We start from the raw sequence: 19,678 nt of genomic DNA on the forward strand, positions 1-19,678 counted from the left end.
GGGGTATATAAGGGTATAGGAAGCTAAAAAATCTCAGGGTTCCCGGAATCCAACATAAAAACGTAGAGAGGGAAATAAACATAACTATGAAAAAAGTTTCTAACATCGCAGTCCTTACATCTGGCGGAGATGCGCCGGGCATGAATGCGGCTGTTCGCGCAGTCGTAAGAACCGGAATTTACCACCAGTTAAATGTGTATGGTGTTATGTATGGCTATAGGGGAATGCTGAAGAACGAGATATTTCCTTTGGAGTCCAAATCTGTGGCAAACATTATTCAGCGTGGAGGTACTATCTTAAAGACTGCCCGTTGTAAAGAATTTTACGAAGCTGAGGGCCGTGCAAAAGCCTACGAGAATCTCAAAAAACACAACATTGACGGTATTGTAGTAATCGGTGGAGACGGTTCATTCAATGGCGCTTACAAAATGAGCCAGGAGTTTGACATTCCGTGCATAGGTTTACCTGGCACCATTGATAAAGATATTGCAGGTTCAGATTTTACTATTGGTTTTGATACAGCAGTGAACACAGCGGTAGATGCGATTGACAAAATACGCGATACAGCTGATGCGCACGACCGTTTATTTGTTATTGAAGTAATGGGACGTGATGCTGGTTATATAGCTTTGCACAGTGGTATTTCTACGGGTGCAGAGCACATCATGACTCCGGAGCATCTGATTGATGTGAAAGATATTATCGAAGATCTTCAGACTAACGAACGCCGCAAAAAACTGGTGAACATCATCGTGGTTGCGGAAGGTTCAATAGCGGGCGGTGCAGAAGAGGTAGCCCGTATGGTAAAAACCAGCTGTCCTCAGCTGGATACACGCGTAACCATCCTGGGGCACATCCAGCGTGGTGGTTCCCCTACCTGTCAGGACCGTATCCTGGCCAGCCGTATGGGTTACGCAGCAGTAGACGCACTGTTAAACGGTACTTCTAATGTAATGGTAGGAATTGTAAACAACAAAATCCAATATACTCCTCTGGAACAGGCTATCAAGGCCAAAGAGCATCTCGATCCGGAGTGGTTAAAGATGGTTAAAATACTTGCGAGTTAAAAAATAGAGCTATGAGTACAAAAGATTTATCAAAATACGTACACAAACAGATGGATCATGAAGCTTCCCGTGCACATTCCCTGCACAAAACAAAGATTGTAGCAACCGTTGGCCCAGCCTGCGATACCTATGAAGGATTATTAGCACTCGTACGTGCCGGAGTTAACGTTTTCCGTCTGAACTTCTCGCATGGCTCTCATGAAGATAAACTGCGAATCATCCAGTATATCCGCCAGATCAACACCACTGAGCCTTACAATGTAGCCATCCTGGCTGACCTGCAAGGTCCAAAACTGCGTGTGGGTGAAATCGAGAACAACGCATTACCACTGGTACCAGGTCAGATCCTGACCTTCGTTAATGAGAAAGTGGTAGGTAATGCCAAGAAAATCTATGTTTCCTACGCAGACCTGCACAAAGACGTTAGACCAGGCCAGAAGATCCTGCTGGATGACGGTAAAATCGAAACTGTAGTAAGGGAAATCACTGCTGAAGGAGAAATCAAAGCAGAAGTAACCCTGCCAGGCGTACTGTCTTCCAAAAAAGGCTTCAACCTGCCAGATACTAAAGTATCTCTGCCGGCACTGACCGAAAAAGATACCATCGACCTGGAATTTATCATCGACAACGAATGTGACTGGGTTGCCCTGTCCTTCGTAAGACACGTTGATGACCTCCACCTGATCCGTAAACGCCTGACAGAGCGCAATTCCAAAATGAAGGTGATCTCTAAGATCGAGAAACCTGAGGCAATTGCTAACCTGAAGGAAATCATCTGGGAAAGCGACGGCGTTATGATTGCCCGTGGTGACCTGGGTGTGGAACTGCCTGTTGAGCAGATCCCGATGATCCAGAAAGATATTATCCGCAAATGTATCCACCGTGCTAAGCCTGTAATCGTGGCTACACAGATGATGGAAAGCATGATCGACCGTACCCGTCCTAACCGTAGCGAAATCACTGACGTAGCTAACGCTGTACTGGAAGGTGCTGATGCGGTAATGCTGAGCGGTGAAACTGCTACTGGCCAGTTCCCGGAACTGGTTATCCAGACCATGAGAAAGATCATCGATGAAGTTGAAAAAGAAGACATCATCTATAACCGTAACCTGATCCCTCACCGTCACTCTCCTACCTTCCTGAGCGATGCACTGTGCTATAACGCTTGTAAGATGGCAGAAGACCTGGATGCAGATGCACTGATCGGTATGACACAGAGCGGCTACACCGGCTTTATGCTGAGCAGCTACCGCCCACGTTCTCCACTGTTCATCTACACTAAAGAAAGAACCCTGGTGAATCAGCTGAGCCTCAGCTGGGGTGTACGCGCCTTCTTCTATGATGGTGAAGAGAGCCTGGACGAGATCATCGCTGACCAGATCAATATCCTGAAAGAAAGAGGTTTCGTGAAAGCTGGCGACGTAGTTGTAAACACTGGTAGCACACCGGTGAAAGAACACCTGCCAACGAATACTATCAAGATTTCTACTGTTGCTGAATAAGCATGCAGCAGTAATCTGTTTTTAAAATTATACAATGGAATCCAGCACGGATTTGTGAAGAAGATAAAGTGGATGCTGTGTTGCAGAAGATATAAAAAGGCGCTCTTACAAAGGCGCCTTTTTGTTTTTGTCTGAGTTGTTTTTGATGGTTTGGGAAAGGTCTGCTTTAATAATATATCTGATAGCTAATTAGTCATGTATGTCTCACTGACAGCCGGTTTTATTACAGGGTCAGTACAAATCTTGTAAACAGACGAACGCCGTTGAAGCCCATCTGTACTGCATCCCAGGCACCACCACTTTCACTGTCGTAAGCAGATTGTCTGGCACCTTCCACAACACCCAGGGAAGGATGTACATTAAAGATATTATCAGCGCCAATAAACCAATTTAACTGATGAGTGAACTTGTAGTTAAACGCCAGATCAGTAACTGCCTTACCTTTGTATTTAAATAACTCAGGGACCAGTTTATCAGGATTATTATCCAAGCCAACTACAGGATTAATACCGGTTCCGGAAAGATCTCCGCTCCATCCGTAGCCAAACAGTTCCACCTTACCAAAGTAGGTAACATGTGCGCTTATGCCTAATTTATTGATACCATAATCCAGGTTCAGCCCCAGTTTAACAGGAGGTGCAGAAGCCAGGACGAAACGTTCTTCGCGGTCGCTGAAGAAAGATTTTCTATGCAGATAAGTATCATTCAGCCTTTCCGGCACATTGATTTTATCAATTGTCATATCCTGCAAGTTGGCAGCCAGCAGTGTACGGAAACGCTGATTGTCCCAACGTTTATTATAATCAATTACGATATCGATGCCCTTATTGGTAGTGTTCACCGCATTTGCAAAAAACTGTGCGTTGTCAATACGCAGTTCGTTCAGCGTGTTATAAAGCTCCGGAGACAAGGTGTTGTCAGACGCGCTGAACTGACCAGATAATACAATTCTGTCTTTTACTTTTACGAGGTATCCGTCTACAGTTACAGACAGCGCACTGACTGGTTTCCAGGTGAAACCCAGACTCGCATTTACTGACTTTTCCTGTTTCAGATCAGGGATGCCTGCCGCACGTGTGATACTATTCTGATTAGGGGCAATCTTCACTTCCGTGATCGTACCACCCTGTACATTGGTGTATTGAGAACTGAAATTGATCTGTTGCAGCGAAGGTGCACGGAAACCTGTACTTACAGAACCACGCAGATTGAAGTTGGAAGTTACTTTGTAGCGCGTAGCAAACTTGTAGTTACTGGTAAATCCGAAGTCACTATAGTTTTCTGCACGGATGGCCGCACCGATCAGCCATTTATCAGTAACATCCAGTTCAGCATCTATGAAGCCGCCTATATTTGAACGATCCGCATTTACTTCATCACTGGGACGGTAGCCAGGGAAACCCTGTGCACCGGTAGCTTTGTTGAAAGTAGGATCAAAGTTGCGGTAAGATGCCTCCTCGCCTGCATAGATCTGATAGTTTTCATACCTGTACTCTGCTCCCAATGCCAGGTGAAGGCCTTTGGCCACTCCGGCAAAGTCCTTACCTATGGTCAGGTTACTGGTATTTTGCAGGAAGGAAAAGCCGCCATCATCAAAGTGGGTAGGTGTATTAGCTCCCATAGATGCATTGAATGTTTTGTCTCCATAAAAATGGAAGTCATTCCGGCCGATGGTGTTGCTAAGATCCCAGGTCCAGCCAGCGCCAAACTCACCTTTGATACCGACAGCCGCAGACCAGTCCTGTATCCTGTTCTGAATGTGCGGATCGAACACTGTATCATTGGCAGCCCCACCAGGAGATGACACGGGATACATGATATCCGGGTAGTAGATCAGGTTACCGTTATCATCCGTAGGGAAACGATCAGGGTGGCCGCTGGAACTAGGGTTATTACCGTTAAAATGGCGGGTGTAGGCATATGCATCGGAGAACTTGTAGTTATATCCGCCAAAGGCATAAACAGTCGTTTTACCGTCAGCAAAAGGCAGTTCCAGGTTTACGATGCCACCGCCGGTAGTTTTGGATGCGTCGCCATAAGATCTTCTTACCACATTGATCGGTAAAGCATCTTTGTTAGCGAGGTTGGTATCCAGCACCTGACGGAAGGTTTTGCCCTGCTTGAGGAAATTGCCCGAGAAGTTCAGGAAACCACCATTCTTACCCAGTGGCACGCCATAACTAAGACCAACAGTTACTGCATTTCCGTCGATGGGACCATTGTCTTTGTACTGTTTCAGGTCACGTCCGAAATAAGTATTGTGCTTATGGTCATAGTAGCCGGCATATCCGGCATTGACATACAGGTGGTTCACCTCTTTTTTAAGGATGATGTTGATAACACCTGCAATAGCGTCAGAGCCGTATTGAGCAGAAGCGCCATCGCGCAGGATCTCAACACGGTCAATGGCAGCTTCGGGTATTGCGTTCAGGTCAGTACCTGAATTGCCACGTCCGCGGGTACCATATACCGCAACAAAGGCAGTCTGGTGACGCCGCTTACCATTCACCAATACAAGTGTCTGATCTGGGCCTAAACCACGCAGGGTAGCAAGGTCAATCTGGTCAGCACCATCGCTACCACTTTGTTTGTTGTAGTTAAAGGAAGGCGCTGACACGTTCAGCAGGGCAGTAAGGTCCATTTTAGCTGTCGGATAGGCCGTCTGACTCATAGAGATAACATCCACTGGCACGGGTGTTTCTATTCTGGCGCGGCCCCCGGAGCGGCTACCCACCAATACTACCTGCGACAGCTCTGAGACAGTGGATGCCAGCTGGACATCTACGACAGTGCGGCCATTGACAGGAACTGATTGCAGTCTGAAGCCGATGGCGCTAAATTCAAGTACATCGTCTGATGTAGCCTCAATGGCAAAAGCGCCGTCTTTGGTGGTTAAGGTACCAGTGGCAGCTTGTTTTACACGTACAGTAATACCTTCCAGCGGTACGCCGGTTGTAGCGTCAGTAACTTTACCGGTAATCCTTTGTTTCTGTGCAAATGCAGCAGCAAATGGTACAAAAAGGCATAACAATAAAAGAATGGTTCGATTTAGACTCCTGGTTGACATCATATTATATGGAAATTTGGGTTATTGATAAATATAACCTATTTCAGGCATATACCTAAAAGCCGCTTCTTCTACTCAAGTAGTACATACATACGTGTTATAACAACATATTTAACCCATTCTACATAGATCATACATTCTCTTAATAAACACTTATTCATTAACACTTGTTTAACCGAATGGCACTATAAATCAATAATTTACTGGGAAGGTGACAATAACACATTTCAGCCTAAGCTGAATGCAATCGAAAACCATTAACTAGTTATTAACTATTACATAAAAACAAAAAGATAACTTTATGCTGCGCAGTAAACGGTACCCACCGGCAGAGAATCACCTTTTTTTGTTTTATGTCATAGTGAGAGTTAATTGATACATCTATGGATTCCACGTCCATTTAACTGTTGACATGCGCATCCGGATAACCATTGTCCGGAATCAACCGAAAATTCCATATAACACATCCGACCGGCGAATAGCCGGGATACGATAAAAGCGTTTTTTATCACCTAATAAAAACCAATCGAGACAATGTATTTGTTTTCAGCCGCCTCCATCGAGTTTTTCCGGGAGTTGCGCACACCCTCAGATGTTCCCGTACGATTTGCCAGTAAGATCATGCACCATTCCTGCAAGGTGTTACATGGTGACCAGCACAAGACAATTTTCCTGCAACGATTGCCGGCAGGCCCGTATGAAGTATTTGAACATCATGTCATCTGTGTAGCGCCCGAGAAAGAAATTCTGCCAACTCCGCTTACGCCTTCTTTACATCTGCACATCTCCATGGATGACAATGAAGTGGATGCTTATGTCAACGGCCGTGAAGGCGTAGCGCTCAGGCCTTGCGAAGTGAACCTGTTCTACCTCGAAGAGATTAACATTGCTGTTCTTCCACAAGGTAAACACTGGTTTTTCCATTTTGCTTTCACTAATGATACCTTGTTTGGTATACTGCAGAAGAAGGCTTTCAGAGGCCTGCTCAAGAAGCTGCAAAAAAAAGTAAAGCAGGTAGAAGAGCTGATGGGCGGTATGATCAATGAGCCTGCCCAGGTTTCTATGGATGCTTACTTTATGATGCTGATCCATGAGATAAGACATTGCAGTTTCAACGAATTGGCAACGATCTTTTACAGGGAAAAGAAATGCCAGCTAATGCTTGAACATTTTCTGCGACAGCTGTTATATGCCAATGAACTGAAAATGGAGCTAACCGATCAGCAGATCATCACCCTGGATTGTGTCAAAGAATATATCAAGTTGAACAGTCACAGGTCTGTAAACAGCAGGCAGCTCAGCGAGCAGTTCAACATGAGTCCTAATTTTCTTGAGAAGGCTTTCCGTCAGCTGAATGGTATCAGCATACGTAGTTTTATACACATGTACCGGATGGAATATGCCACCAAACTGTTGTCTATTAAAGATATGCCGGTAGAGAGTATTGCCAGGCTCACAGGCTTCCGGAACTATGCTGCACTGAATCTTGCGTTCTATAAATATTTTGGTTGCGATACTACTGTATTCCGTTAGCGCCGGTGCATCAACGATATAGCCCCTATTAGTATGCAGAGAAAAGAATGGGTGCCTTACCGTTTATCCTCCGGCTCAGGGAGAGTATCCTAGAAACCTTACATTTACAGTATTACAGACGGCATGTATGTTGTCTGGGATAGTGTAAATTGTATTATATGAGCACCTTTCAGAGTATCAACCCCTACAATCAGGAAACAATAGCTGAATATGCCACTCATACGCAGGCAGCAATAGAAACAAGACTGGCAGCAGGCCACAAGGCATATCGCCATCTGGCGCAAACCTCTCTTGAAGAGCGATGTGAATGGATGCTGAAAGCTGCGGAACTGCTGAAGACGAATGTGGACCACCATGCGGAGATCATTACCCGGGAGATGGGTAAAACACTGAAAGAAGCAAAAGCAGAGGTACTGAAATGCGCAACATCGGCGGTATATTATGCAGAGAACATCGCCGCCATGTTACGTCCTAAACTGATCAGCACCGATGCAAGGGAAAGCTATGTCACTTACGAGCCAAAAGGTATTATCCTCGCTATTATGCCATGGAATTTTCCTTACTGGCAGGTATTCCGTTTTGCTATTCCCAACCTGCTTGCTGGTAACAGCGGTTTGCTGAAGCATGCCAGCAATGTCAGTGGCTGTGCGCTGGCTATTGAAGAGGTATTTGCAGCAGCCGGATTTCCCGAAGGATCTTTTCAGGCATTACTCATCAACTCGAAAGATATTGAACCTGTAATAGCCGATAGCAGAGTACAGGGTGTAACGCTTACCGGCAGCACTGCTGCAGGTATGAGTGTAGGCGCACTTGCCGGTAAATACATTAAAAAGTCGGTGCTGGAACTGGGTGGCAGTGATCCGTTTATTGTATTGAAAGATGCGGATCTGGAAGATGCTGCCCGCACAGCGGTGAAAGCCCGTATGCAGAATGCCGGCCAGTCATGTATTGCGGCTAAAAGATGGATTGTAGAAGAAGCAATTGCAGATGCATTTACTGATAAAGTGAGTCATCTGCTGCACGCTATGAAACAAGGAGACCCGTTTGCTGCGGATACTGATATGGGCCCTATGGCGCGTCCGGATCTGGCAGACGAACTGGCCCAGCAACTGCAGCAGACCATCCGTCAGGGAGCCAGACTGGCAGTAGGCGGACAACAGCAGTCTGCTAATTTTGCCCCTACCCTGCTGACTGGCGTGGAGAAAGGCATGACGGCTTTTGAAGAAGAGACTTTTGGTCCGCTGGCGGTGATCATTAAAGCAAAACAGGAAGACCACGCCATAGAACTGGCTAATCAGACGCCGTTCGGACTAGGTGCTTCCCTCTGGACCACAGATCTCGATAAGGCGAAACAACTGGCCCCCCGGATAGACAGTGGCAATGTTTTTATCAATGCCCTGGTGCATTCTGATGCCCGGCTGCCATTTGGCGGGGTAAAATTATCCGGCTATGGCAGGGAGCTATCCACCGAAGGCACACATGAATTTTTGAATGTTAAAACGGTTTATATAGCTTAGCAGCCTGAAACTTACAGGTACAACAAGTAAACAGGCAACAAAATCTGCATGACGAGGAATAATTATGCTCCCTATATTACTATCAGCAGGGAAGAATGGGCTAAGAGGAGTGACGATCCCATGTTACACCTATTAAACGATCTGGATACCTTACAAGGGTTGAACGAACCGTTGACCATGGAGGAAATCACCCAGATATATGTACCGCTCTCCCGGCTGCTAAATCTGTATGTTAGCGGAGCCCAGCGGTTACACGCAGCTACCAATAGCTTTCTGGGCAGCCAGTTCCTGAAAGTCCCCTTTATCATAGGCATAGCGGGTAGCGTTGCTGTGGGTAAAAGTACTACTGCCCGTGTATTGCAGCGCCTGTTGTCTGCCTGGCCGAACCACCCGAAAGTAGACCTGGTCACCACAGATGGCTTTCTGTATCCTAACAAAGTACTGGAACAGAAGGGTATTATGAACCGTAAAGGATTTCCTGAGAGCTATGACATCCGGAGACTGATACAATTCCTGGCTAATGTAAAATCAGCCAAGGAAAGAGTCTCTGCGCCGGTGTACAGTCACCTGGAATATGATATACTGCCCAATGAACTGAAGTGGATAGAATCACCTGATATTGTTATCGTCGAAGGTGTGAACGTATTACAGGTGCGCCCCCGTCAGCAGCAAAAGGAGCCTACTATCTTCGTATCTGACTTTTTCGACTTCTCTATCTTTGTGGATGCGGAACTGGATGACCTGCAGCAGTGGTATATTGACAGGTTCAAATCCCTGCGTCAGACTGCTTTCCAGAGTCCTGATTCCTACTTCCACCGGTACGCGCATCTGTCTGATGAAGCGTCAGAGGAGATTGCCACGAATATCTGGAACGAGATCAACAGGCCGAATCTTGAAAACAATATCCTGCCTACACGCTTCCGGGCCAGTCTGATACTTGAAAAAGGCAGCCATCATTTTGTGCAGTCATTGAAACTCAGAAGGATCTGATAAAAATATCGACCAATGCCAGATACACTCCAGGTCAGACAAGCGCTTTTACAGCTTGATAAAAATGCAGGAGAAAACTGGCATTTGTTTGAGCCGTTACTGCAACCCGTCAGTTTCAGTAACGGCTCTTTTCTTACCCATGCAGGCAGGGTCTCGTCTGCTATCTATTTTATCAGTTCAGGTATTGTCAGAGTCTTCACTCCTCATCAGGACAAGGAGGTATGCCTTGATTTCGCATTTCCAGGCCAGTTTTCTACCGCTTATGCTTCTTTTATTACCCAGTTACCCTCTACAGTGTCTTTACAGGCTATAACGCCTGTAATGGGCTTTGCTTTTTATTATAAAGATTTGCAGGAGCTGTATAATGTCAGTCATGCTGCAGAAAGAACCGGCCGGCTGCTAGCTGAATACCAGTATCTGCGTAAATACCGGCGTGAGCTGGCTTTTTTACAATATACCGCCAAAGAACGCTACCAGCAGCTGATGGACGAACATCCCCACGTGATTCAGCAAATACCGGTTAAGTACATCGCTTCCTACCTGGGTATTGAACCCGAAAGCCTCAGCAGAATCAGAAAAGGACTTACCTGATACACCACCATACCCATAAGATATATACTGGCTGGAATGCCAGCCGGCTCCAGGTGTACCAGGGTTTAGCCGGCAATCCGCCTGGCGCAGGTAACTCGTGTACCGCTACATAGATATTGGCCGGGAACATGGCCATCAACAAGATAATAAGTCCCCAGGCAGCGTAGACCCGAACAGCAGGTATCAACAGGCCTGCTCCCAGGATAATTTCAAGCACCCCGCTGATCAGCACCAGCTGCAGTGCATATGGCAACCATCCTTCAATCATGTAGGTCAGCTTACGGGGCGTGGCCAGGTGCATAATCCCTATCAGGATAAACATTACGGCTGCTGCAATCAGAGCATCATGCTGTAAGTGCTTTAACCAGGGAATATTGAACAGGTAACCCGTAAGCAGGGATAAAAGTCCTATTGTTAAAAGTCCGGATAAGAAGGCCATATGCTTGATTTTGATACAAAGTTCCAGGATAAGCGGTTGCGGCGGACTAACATATGTTAGCTTTTCCAGGGACTTATTAACAATTATTTATAGCAATCCCTTTTGCAGCAGATGAATTATCAGATTACATTTGATCCACTCATTTATATCCAATGAACATTACAATGAAAAAAGCACTCTATCCGTTCGCATTTGCGATTGTATTACTGGCTTCTGCCTTTACGTTCGTATCCTCTCAGAACTGGAAAATTGCGGAAGGTTATTCCGTTAAATTCTCAGGGTCCGGGGCGAATGGCATATTCAAAGATCTGAAAGGTCAGGTAGTATTTGATGAGAAAAACCCTGCCGCTTCAAAATTTGACGTAACTATCGCCGTTAATTCTATTAATACCGGGAACGGTTTAAAAAACACACATGCGAAAGGCAGTAAATGGTTTGATGCTTCCAAATATCCTGTTATACACTTCGTCTCATCTAAAGTAACAAAAACGGCTACGGGGTATGATGCACAGGGAGAGCTGGAAATGCATGGTGTAAAAAAACCTTTCACCATACCTTTTACATTTGCAAAGAATGGTAGCGGCGGTACCTTTACCGGCAACTTTGACGTAAACCGTGTTGACTTCGGCATCGGAGATGCAGGCGGCCGCGTAGATGATGTGTTCAAATTACAGGTAACAGTCCCTGTTACGCAATAATTACCAACCTTACATGTTTAGACAATATTTTCTTACCGGACTGGCAGCAGGCATCCTTTCAGGGCTTGCTGCTTTTTTTTATAGCAGAATATATACAGCATCGATAGCTGTTAATTTTACACAGCAGGTATCACCGCCTGCTATATTCAGCGCATGTCTTTTTGCCGGTATGCTAATCACGTTATTGTACTATACCATGTATGTATGTTATAAGAAAGCGCAGGATATACCGGCAGGTATATTACTTGTGTTATTTACATTCGCAGGTATGACGATTCCCTTCATGACAGATCTTCCGTTGGATGCAGCGCAGCCTGAGTTATTTCCAGGGCTTGTTGTACCCATGCAACTATTTCCCACATTAGCATGGTTTGCGGTAAAACCCTTTTTCAACAACTGATAGTTGCAGCGACGTTGTAAGAACAGGTGCTTTAAACTGATTACTTCTTGTAGATCTTTATGATAACTATTACATAGGATTTATTCATAGAAATTAAAGTAGTCCGCTTGTATATCATCTGTCTGCGTTGATCCGATATCCTGTTAGACAATATCTCCTCACAGGAACTCCAGCTGCTTACGTTAATATGTCCTGAATGCACCCTAAAGCACTGTTTTAGAAGTTTGGACGAACTAGCGTAGAACTAGCGACGAACAAGCAGTTGTGAAGCGACTACCTTTTAGCTGCTTCCCACCCGATCATGGCCATCTTTCGGGTGGCTCCCCAGTGGTATTCACCAAATTCTCCATTTGAACGGATGACGCGGTGGCAAGGTATCAGAAATGCTACCGGATTGCTGCCAATAGCAGTACCCACTGCCTGGTAAGCACGATCAGCCTTTGCAGCGCCCGCTACCTGCCCATAGGTAGACAATGCCCCCATCGGTATATGTAACAATGCCTCCCAAACCTTCAATTGGAAAGGCGTGCCTTTGAGATGTAATCTGACTTTCTCCAGCGTTGTCCAATCCTGTGTAAAAAAGTATAATGCGTTCTGCTGTATCATGTCCAGCACCTGTTGATAACGGGCATTCGGAAACTGTTCCTGCAACTGCCGGAAGGCCAGATCCCGGTTTTCTTCAAATGCCAGGTAACAGAGTCCCTTAGGCGTAGCCGCCAGTATTAACGGTCCGAACGGACTTTCTGCAAAACTATAGTTTATGGATAGCGCCTCGCCCCCGTTTTTGTACTCGCCAGGTGTCATTCCCTCAATATTCATAAACAGATCATGTAACCTGCCGGTACCGGATAAGCCGGTTTCGATAGCTGCGTCAAAAAGGGAAGTCTGGCGTTCCTTTAGTAAAGATTTGGCGTATCCGACACTCAGATACTGGGTAAACTTCTTCGGACTAACCCCTGCCCATGCTGTAAACATGCGCTGAAAATGGTAGGGACTGAGGTATACATTTCCGGCAATTTCCTCCAGAGAAGGTTGTCTTTTAAAATGTTCTTTCAGGTAGTCAATTGCCCTGGCAATACGCTCATAATCTGTCAGTTCCTGTGAAATCATATCTAATTCATTTACAATACAAAAGTAGACATTCTACTGAATCTGATAAACCCGGTTCTTGCGGAGTTCATTCCGTTAATTTTAACGTAATTTTGCCACCTGATTATGAACACGAACCTGCCAATATTCGATATTCCGTCCACCATACGCTACTATCTGTCGCTGGATAAAAAGGTGACACAGAGTTTTGGGATGGATAAATACGATGAGCTGCTTCACCCGAATAATTTTGCAGTACTGAGCAATGAGGGGAGCATAAAAAGCGGTCCACCTATCAGGACGGATCACTATGCCATTATCCTTTGTATACGGGGCACCTGCCAGAAGACGATCGGTGCATTTACTTTTGAGGTAGGCCCAAGATCGCTGCACATCGTATCGCCTAAACATACTACTTCTTTTGATCATGCTTCGGATGATCTGTTGCTGTACATGGTGATGTTCAAGAAAGAGTTTATCACCGATACATTTATCAAGCAAAGTGCGCTGGATCCGCTGATAGATCTGAATCCATCATGTGCACCGGTATACACTTTATCGGAGCCACATTTTGTAAAGACCAAGCAACTGTTTGAGAGGATTGAGAAAGAATATAGAGAAGCGAATCCTTTCTTTCTGCAGATTGTACGGTTGCAGGTAGTGGAGTTGTTGTATGAGGTGAACCGTGCATTTGAAAAGTGCCAGGAAACACGCCCTAATCATCAGCTGACAAGACAATATGCTACGTTTGTCAACTTCCGGGACCTGGTAGAAGAGCATTTTCTGGATAAGAGAACAGTGCAGGAATATGCAGATATGTTACATATTTCCGCAAAACATCTGAGTGAGATTGTTAAACAGGAAACCGGTAAGAATGCATTGCAGATTATTCATAGCCGGTTATATCTTGAGGCGAAGCTGTTGCTGTCTACATCTTCATTGAGTGTAAAAGAAATTTCCGATCAGCTGAACTTTGATACGAGTTCTCATTTCAGCCGTTTCTTCAAAAAGTTTGCAGATGAGAATCCGTCTGATTTCAAGAAGTTATCAGTAGCCTGACCTTTGCATTTTTTTCCGTCGTACACAATACAAATAGGGCCTTTCATCTGAAAGGCCCTATTACATTTGATTATAAACCCCTTAAACAATTATGTCCTATGCAAATTGTACTTATTACAAGCTGAAGGTGTAAGCTACTCTCAGTCCGATAAGATTAGCCGGTTCTCCACCATCAACAAACTTGGAATTACCATCGAATTTAACACCTGCATCCAGGTAACTTCCTTTAGCCAGCGGGATCAGGTAACCGATCTGAGGGCTGTAAGTGAATGCAGCTGTTTTATTGCCAACCGGCCCATTCGTGATAAAGTTAACACCGGCTTGTCCCTGTACATACAGATTATTGCTGTGGAAAGGATAATACCTTAAACCAGCTTTCACGGGAATCCATTGCAAATCATCCAGACCAGGTACATCATCTGCAAATACATTTGCAAATCCTGCATTCAGGTTTACATATAATGTCTTACCAATGATGGCATAATCTGCCTGTACGGAACCGCCTAAAGACCATTTATAGTAGTCACTGAAACTTCCAACCGGTATTCCTGCTTCCGGACCAACACTCAGTGAGAATGATGGTCGCTGTGATTCACTGTTACCTTTCGTTTGAGCCTTAACGCCTACTGCCACTGCTAATAATAATGCTAATGTGGTAATGCCTGCCTTCATTGTCTTTTTCATCGTCTTTCGTTTTAATCTATTCTTTAGTTAATCTATTGTCTCTTCTGTTATATCGCAGCTGCTGTATAAATCTGATGACACAAAAGTAAGCCGGAATCTGGTGCAGGTCAATGCCAATTTCACGGAAAAAATAGCCAATTTCTCCGATCGCAAGATTTTCTTTAGGCGAGCCGAAAAATTGGTTTATTAAACCGAGATATTGGTTTTTCATATACCCTTAAGGGGTGCTACATTTGTGACACGAAAAAAGAAAACATTATTACAGTAATAAACAGTTGTAGGTTTAGGTAGAAACGGGTGTAATCATACACCCGTTTGTTTTTATACTAAAGGCATATGTGATAGTCTGGCGGCAGAAGGGTTTCCGTCTCTTTATCGCAAACAAATGCGATTACCGGAAGCTGTTAGCAGAGGCAGGGAAGCAGCTTTTCATACAGCGATAGACTATGTGAAAGCCGCTGCAGGACTCGTTGTACCGGTTATCTTTTGAGGCGGGAAGCGGCCAGTAATATTACGGCCATTACCAGCAGAGATAGTAATACTTCGCTATACGCTTTGTTTTGTGCAATAATTTGTCTGATTCGGGTCATGTTGAAGGAATCTGTTGTGAGGTGATTAGGGGAAATTACGGGTTCTGTCAATCGGAAAATATCCGTAGTTCTACGCAGTATGTTCCGCAGTATTACGCTTACTTAACTGACTATGTTATAGTAATTTGCATACTCATCGGACAGGAATTTCACTTTCGCAGGTTTCGTTCCGTATATACGGGGCGGAACTTGTAAAGTGGAACAAGTGGGTAGAAATGGCAACTCTACCAATATAACACAAATATTAATTGATTCAAACTTATCATATCAACACAGGTGTAATCGTTTCACTTCTTAAAGGCTATGCGCCACAACCCCATCCTTAGCAAAAAAATAGCTCCCGCCAATGACGGGAGCTATTTACTTTTATGTGTTTGTGGGTCGTTATCAGGTATATCTTTTTTTCACCTCACTTGCCAGCAGTGCACCTATACCTATTACAGCCAGTACTGCGACTGCTTTCAGGAGGGGTTTTCTGATTTTAGCCGGCGGTACATATTCCACACCACTGATACCTGCAACGGCAGGATCTTCGGTATAACGTCCGTTCACCGGTACCGCTTTCTCTCTGAAATTATCAGCCAGTTCCTGTAAGGCAGCGAGAGATTCCCCTTCCAGGGGATGGCCGTGACCAGTAGCTACAATAGCAGGCTGCAGAGATGCCAGGGTCTGTACAGATTTCTCTGCTGCTTTCCAGTCGTAGGTAAAGTACCTTGGAGGGCCGGAAATGGTACGCTGCTGTTTCAGCACTGCCAGTACTGACTCTTGTTTAGTGGTTACGAAAGCATCTCCGGCGATAAGTACACCATCCTGCTCCCGGTAGAGGCTGATATGGCCGGGGGCATGACCGGGAGTATGAATATATTTCCATTCTTTCAGTCCGGGAACATTGCCCTGTTCGGGTAACATCAGCAGTCTGCCGCCCAGATCAACGGGGCCTTTAGGAAACAAAAAGGAGAACCATGTAAACAGTCCGCCGCCCGCTGTCGGATCAGGTGGTGGATAAGCAGAACGTCCGGTGAGGTAAGGCGCTTCGAGGTAATGAGCATATACGGGCACGTCCCATTCATCCGCGAGTTCCATTACAGCCCCCACGTGATCGAAATGACCATGTGTGAGTACAATAGCTGCAGGAGTAGCCTGTGGCCAGAATAACTCTCTTGCTACTCTTCTGATCCTTGCAGCCGCACCAGCCATACCGGCATCCACCAGTATCCAGTGATTGGTAGACGGATCATGTATAAAATATACGTTGACAATCCTGTCGCGCAGTCCCCAGACTCCGGGCGCCACATAAAACCATTCATGTTCTGCGCATGCTTTGATTTTAACCAGTGCTTGTTGCTTTTTCATACTTTAAGGAATTACATGAACACTGTCTTGTCTCTAACAAAACTCATGCTCAGTCCATCAGCCACAGCCGTTACTAGTCTTCTTTGCTTCCGTCGTCAGCCATTCTTACCATCTTCGGAGAAAACTTTGCGACAACGTCTACCAGTTCACGTTGCGCATTCATAACGATGTTGATATCCTTGTATGCCATCGGCGCTTCATCCAGGCCTGCGCCTATCAGGGTCACATCATTAGCTTTCAGGATGGCTTTCATCTCCTGCTGACTGATGGTTTTTACTGCCTGTGTACGGCTCATCTGACGGCCTGCGCCATGAGAAGCAGAATTGATAGCTGTATCTTCACCTTTTCCTCTTACCAAGTATCCGGGGGCAGTCATAGAACCCGGGATAATACCCATGATACCTTTTCCGGCAGGCGTTGCACCTTTACGGTGTACAATTACCTCTTCACCGTTCCAGGTTTCTTTCCAGGCAAAGTTGTGATGGTTTTCAACTCTTGCCAGCAATTTACCACCGATAGCTTTTGTCAGTTTGTTATGTATGACCTCGTGACAGGCAGAGGCATAGTCACCCGCCAGGTTCATGGCCAGCCAGTATTCCTGTCCTTCAGCGCTGTTCATATCCAGGTAAGCGAGATTAGCTGCTTCCTTCGGCAGTTTACAGATCTCTTTTGCCAACCGGGTATAATAGCCTGCAATGGTTGCACCAAGGCCTCTGGAGCCGGAGTGCGACAACAATGCAAGGTATCTTCCTGCGGCGATATTTAGCGGCTTGTCATCTTCAGTAAACTCGATAACACCCCATTCCACAAAGTGGTTGCCACCACCGGAAGTACCCAGTTGAGACCATGCCTTCTCTTTCAATGTTTTTATAAACTGGGTCATATTAAATTCCTCTCTTTCCAATATGGCATGGTCGGTACGTTGGTGTCTTAGAAAACCTTGTCCTGCACCGAAACGGGTATGATCGATCAGTTCCCTTTTATAAATATCCGGATGGGCTGTATAGTGGCTTTCAGGTATATCGAAGATCGACAGTGCCATACGGCAACCAATGTCTACACCTACACCATATGGGATGACCGCATTCTTTGCCGCCAGCACCCCTCCTATTGGCAGGCCATAGCCCTGGTGAGCATCGGGCATCAGTGCACCAGCAACGGTTACTGGCAGCCGCATGGCAGTGTTCATTTGTTTCACAGCACCCTCATCGATGTGTTCCTGGCCATAGATAGCAAATTGCTTTGCAGCAGCGTTTAACTCGATGGTTGTATCTTTAGGTTCGTTAGCTTCTTCTATCATGCTGGTAGCAAGATCTTCAAGGATCTCATCATCAAGGAATGCTTCCGGTTTTTCCAGCAGTAGTTTCATAGTTGTCAGCACTGTTTCACGATCTGCCTCCTGATAGTGCTTTTCCAGTACTTCCAGTGCGAGGCCCAGTATTTTACCCTGTTTGAAACCGAGCGTCAACAGATCTTTACCGTTAATCCTGTTCATATGCATTTGTTATTTGTTATAATTATACTGCAATAATCAGGACCATGTGCGCACTTTTCTTGCGCAGTTTGAGAATAGTAGAATAAAAGTGCCTCTGAACGTATGCTATATGCTCAATATCAGCAAGTTAATGTCAGGTTAATGTTTTGCATAAAGTTGGTGATAAATTGAGCAAGCGCTAGTTTTACGCTGTTAACTTTCAACTTTTATTTATGTCAGAAAACCATTTCCAGACACTTTTAATGGAAATTACTTCTCTGAAAACAGAGATGAACAACAAATTTGATGCTGTAGACGCCAGGTTAAACGCCATGGATCTCAGATTCGATGCTGTCGATGCCAGGTTAAACACCATGGATCTCAGATTCGATGGACTAGACGCCAGATTCGATGCCGTTGATGCCAGGTTAAACGCTATGGATCTTAGATTCGATGGACTAGACACCAGATTCGATGCCGTTGATGTCAGGTTAAACGCCATGGATCTTAGATTCGATGGACTAGACGCCAGATTCGATGCCGTTGATGCCAGATTAAACGCTATGGATCTTAGATTCGATGCTGTAGATGCCAGATTTAATGCAGTAGATCTTCGATTCGATGGAGTTGAATGTCGATTAGAAAGGATTGAAAAAGACCTGGATCAAATTGACAAATGGACTAATTACAGGGCTGATCCAGATTTACCAGCACTAAAACCGGTTAACAAAGCACTTGCTTAATAGTCCCTTTATTTATCTGCTATAACCCCTAAATAATTAAAAAAACCTTACCAGCAAACTGGTAAGGTTTTTACTTTTTGGTCAGCGTTTTATAGCAACAATATTCTGAAAGGCAAAGATTTCAAAAGCCGCTACATTGTATGCGCCCAGGGCCTGGAGGCCATCAGGTAACAAACGGTAGAAATCATAACCTGGCAGAATGTCTATAATGTCCTTAAAAAAGGTACGTGAGATCACGTTCATTTCATTAAATTCAATCTGAACAACATTAATGATACCTTCTTCAATTGCTTTACGCGCACCCTTTAATACGTTCAGTTCGTGACCTTCTGTATCGATTTTAAGCAAGGCTATTTTTGATAGTCTGTTATCCACTATAAACTCATCAATTGTAATCAGGTCAATCGGTATTTCTTCCACTTCGCTCTTGCGGAAATCAGCAATCACCTCCTTATACATACTGGCATGTTCAGAACCTTTGTTTTCCACATAGTCATATATGTAGGTAGTAGCCATTACATCACCCGCTCCTTTCTGTACCGGAATAAAGTGATGAAGCGACGCCGCCTGTTCCAGTTTATTATAAGCCACCGGATGAGGCTCAAAAGCATAAATGGGCAGAGACACTTTCTTATTGCGCAGCATGATGGAGTATCCACCTACATTAGCCCCTACGTCCAGGATAACGCCTGCATTAAACCTCCCGGTGTTCAGCATGTATTTAACAAACGCGTTTTCCCCACTGATATCGTCATTCTCATGATTCATGATCCCTAATCCGCGCATACTCAATTTATATAGTAAGAGGTTAAAGGAGTATAGCGCTTTACGTGCAAAGACGAATACATAGACTTTTCTTAGGGTGTCTGTGAGCAGGTTCAT

The 19,678-nt window shown here is 45.0% G+C and carries 17 protein-coding genes; 10 read left to right on the forward strand and 7 right to left on the reverse strand.

Features of this window, described 5'->3' with window-relative positions:
* Nucleotides 1-86 precede the first annotated feature (86 nt).
* Nucleotides 87-1,067, forward strand: a complete 981-nt coding sequence (gene pfkA / locus K1Y79_RS05090; protein WP_220248915.1) for a 6-phosphofructokinase — start codon at nt 87-89, stop codon at nt 1,065-1,067.
* Nucleotides 1,068-1,078: 11 nt separating this feature from the next.
* A complete protein-coding gene (gene pyk, locus K1Y79_RS05095; protein ID WP_220248916.1) occupies nt 1,079-2,569 on the forward strand; it encodes a pyruvate kinase in 1,491 nt (496 codons plus the stop codon).
* 223 nt (nt 2,570-2,792) lie between these two features.
* On the opposite strand, the gene K1Y79_RS05100 is transcribed toward pyk, so the two are convergent.
* On the reverse strand, nt 2,793-5,639 hold the full coding sequence (locus K1Y79_RS05100) for a TonB-dependent receptor (RefSeq protein WP_220248917.1): 2,847 nt from the start codon (nt 5,637-5,639) through the stop codon (nt 2,793-2,795).
* Between the two features lie 531 nt (nt 5,640-6,170).
* Here K1Y79_RS05100 and K1Y79_RS05105 point away from each other — a divergent pair.
* The 4 genes from K1Y79_RS05105 (at nt 6,171) to K1Y79_RS05120 (ending at nt 10,267) form a co-directional block, all read left to right on the forward strand.
* Complete coding sequence (locus K1Y79_RS05105) at nt 6,171-7,169, forward strand: helix-turn-helix transcriptional regulator (protein ID WP_220248918.1); 999 nt, start codon at nt 6,171-6,173, stop codon at nt 7,167-7,169.
* 158 nt (nt 7,170-7,327) lie between these two features.
* Complete coding sequence (locus K1Y79_RS05110; protein WP_220248919.1) at nt 7,328-8,686, forward strand: NAD-dependent succinate-semialdehyde dehydrogenase; 1,359 nt, start codon at nt 7,328-7,330, stop codon at nt 8,684-8,686.
* Nucleotides 8,687-8,734: 48 nt separating this feature from the next.
* Nucleotides 8,735-9,676, forward strand: a complete 942-nt coding sequence (gene coaA / locus K1Y79_RS05115; RefSeq protein WP_220248920.1) for a type I pantothenate kinase — start codon at nt 8,735-8,737, stop codon at nt 9,674-9,676.
* Between the two features lie 15 nt (nt 9,677-9,691).
* The gene (locus K1Y79_RS05120) at nt 9,692-10,267 is read left to right on the forward strand and encodes a Crp/Fnr family transcriptional regulator (RefSeq protein ID WP_220248921.1); all 576 of its coding nucleotides are present in this window, start codon (nt 9,692-9,694) and stop codon (nt 10,265-10,267) included.
* Here the strand turns inward: K1Y79_RS05120 and K1Y79_RS05125 are convergent.
* Nucleotides 10,260-10,706, reverse strand: coding sequence for a DoxX family protein (locus K1Y79_RS05125; RefSeq protein ID WP_220248922.1), 447 nt, complete (start codon nt 10,704-10,706; stop codon nt 10,260-10,262). The genes K1Y79_RS05120 and K1Y79_RS05125 overlap by 8 nt on opposite strands.
* Before the next feature lie 164 nt (nt 10,707-10,870).
* Here K1Y79_RS05125 and K1Y79_RS05130 point away from each other — a divergent pair, with 164 nt between their 5' ends.
* Both K1Y79_RS05130 and K1Y79_RS05135 read left to right on the forward strand, forming a co-directional pair.
* On the forward strand, nt 10,871-11,404 hold the full coding sequence (locus K1Y79_RS05130; protein ID WP_220248923.1) for a YceI family protein: 534 nt from the start codon (nt 10,871-10,873) through the stop codon (nt 11,402-11,404).
* Nucleotides 11,405-11,417: 13 nt separating this feature from the next.
* Nucleotides 11,418-11,804 (forward strand): hypothetical protein, encoded by a 387-nt coding sequence (locus K1Y79_RS05135; RefSeq protein ID WP_220248924.1) that lies wholly within the window; start codon nt 11,418-11,420, stop codon nt 11,802-11,804.
* Nucleotides 11,805-12,077: 273 nt separating this feature from the next.
* Here K1Y79_RS05135 and K1Y79_RS05140 read toward each other — a convergent pair whose 3' ends face one another.
* Nucleotides 12,078-12,914: a methylated-DNA--[protein]-cysteine S-methyltransferase gene (locus K1Y79_RS05140; protein ID WP_220248925.1), complete on the reverse strand. Its 837-nt coding sequence runs from the start codon at nt 12,912-12,914 to the stop codon at nt 12,078-12,080.
* 105 nt (nt 12,915-13,019) lie between these two features.
* Here K1Y79_RS05140 and K1Y79_RS05145 point away from each other — a divergent pair, with 105 nt between their 5' ends.
* Nucleotides 13,020-13,952, forward strand: a complete 933-nt coding sequence (locus K1Y79_RS05145) for a helix-turn-helix domain-containing protein (protein ID WP_220248926.1) — start codon at nt 13,020-13,022, stop codon at nt 13,950-13,952.
* Between the two features lie 114 nt (nt 13,953-14,066).
* Here K1Y79_RS05145 and K1Y79_RS05150 read toward each other — a convergent pair whose 3' ends face one another.
* The 3 genes from K1Y79_RS05150 to K1Y79_RS05160 form a co-directional block, all read right to left on the reverse strand.
* Nucleotides 14,067-14,636: a hypothetical protein gene (locus K1Y79_RS05150; RefSeq protein WP_220248927.1), complete on the reverse strand. Its 570-nt coding sequence runs from the start codon at nt 14,634-14,636 to the stop codon at nt 14,067-14,069.
* Between the two features lie 977 nt (nt 14,637-15,613).
* On the reverse strand, nt 15,614-16,579 hold the full coding sequence (locus K1Y79_RS05155) for an MBL fold metallo-hydrolase (RefSeq protein WP_220248928.1): 966 nt from the start codon (nt 16,577-16,579) through the stop codon (nt 15,614-15,616).
* Between the two features lie 73 nt (nt 16,580-16,652).
* The gene (locus K1Y79_RS05160; protein ID WP_236059497.1) at nt 16,653-18,074 is read right to left on the reverse strand and encodes an RtcB family protein; all 1,422 of its coding nucleotides are present in this window, start codon (nt 18,072-18,074) and stop codon (nt 16,653-16,655) included.
* A 212-nt stretch (nt 18,075-18,286) separates the two neighbouring features.
* Here K1Y79_RS05160 and K1Y79_RS05165 point away from each other — a divergent pair, with 212 nt between their 5' ends.
* Complete coding sequence (locus tag K1Y79_RS05165; RefSeq protein WP_220248930.1) at nt 18,287-18,796, forward strand: hypothetical protein; 510 nt, start codon at nt 18,287-18,289, stop codon at nt 18,794-18,796.
* Nucleotides 18,797-18,877: 81 nt separating this feature from the next.
* Here K1Y79_RS05165 and K1Y79_RS05170 read toward each other — a convergent pair whose 3' ends face one another.
* Nucleotides 18,878-19,678: an FkbM family methyltransferase gene (locus tag K1Y79_RS05170; RefSeq protein ID WP_220248931.1), complete on the reverse strand. Its 801-nt coding sequence runs from the start codon at nt 19,676-19,678 to the stop codon at nt 18,878-18,880.

The organism is Chitinophaga rhizophila, assembly GCF_019492185.1.
GTDB classification, from domain to species: Bacteria; Bacteroidota; Bacteroidia; order Chitinophagales; family Chitinophagaceae; genus Chitinophaga; species Chitinophaga rhizophila.